1 protein-coding gene is annotated in these 643 nt (G+C 59.6%); it reads right to left on the bottom strand.

Annotated elements, in window-relative coordinates; translation table 11 throughout:
- Positions 1 to 643, bottom strand: a 643-nt coding sequence (locus CQ12_RS47065) for a phage terminase large subunit (RefSeq protein ID WP_245310315.1), incomplete at both ends; no start/stop codon positions are given.

Here is a 643-nt window from a genome sequence, read left to right as displayed (position 1 = left end):
GCTCCAGCCCCCCCCAGATCGTGGAAAGCTCGGAGCGGCAATAGCGGGTCAGCCGCTACAACCCCTATCCTGCCCTTCCGCTTAGCCTCTGAGAGCAATGCTGCGAAGTAGGCGCCCTCGAACGCCTTTGCATAGTCGCCTTCGTACGTGTGGTCGTACCGTTCCGGGTACCGCTCGAGCTCTAGAAGTCGCTCGGCCTCCAGAACGTCGGTCCACCACGGATTATCCCGCCAATTCGCCTTGACGAGGACCGCTCCCTTCGGAAGGCCATTCTTCCCCCGAAAGAAGTCATCGATCGCGTCGGACTTGCGCGTTGGGTTCCAGGAAGCCCAGATTTCCGAATTGTCGGCGCGGATCGTTGGGCGAAGCAGCGAAAGGCTGCGGGCGCTCAACGTCTGCGCCTCCTCAATCCAGGCAATCCGGAATCCCTCCAGCGACTTGATGGATTCCGCAGAGTGATCCTGCATGCCCTGGAAGATGATCAGACCATCCCCTGGCGTCTCGATCTTGTCGTTGAAGACCTTGAAGCTGGATCCAACCCCCAATGCGGCGATCTTACTCTCAATCAGGCGCTTGGACGATTGCGCCAGCGTCTTTTGGACTTCACGGATACAGACGCCCAGAGTCCCCTTTGTCGCCTGAC

It is taken from the genome of Bradyrhizobium jicamae (assembly GCF_001440395.1).
Taxonomy (GTDB): domain Bacteria; phylum Pseudomonadota; class Alphaproteobacteria; order Rhizobiales; family Xanthobacteraceae; genus Bradyrhizobium; species Bradyrhizobium jicamae.
The sequence above is the reverse complement of the archived record's forward strand: the minus strand, read 5'-3'. Positions and strand labels throughout refer to the sequence as shown.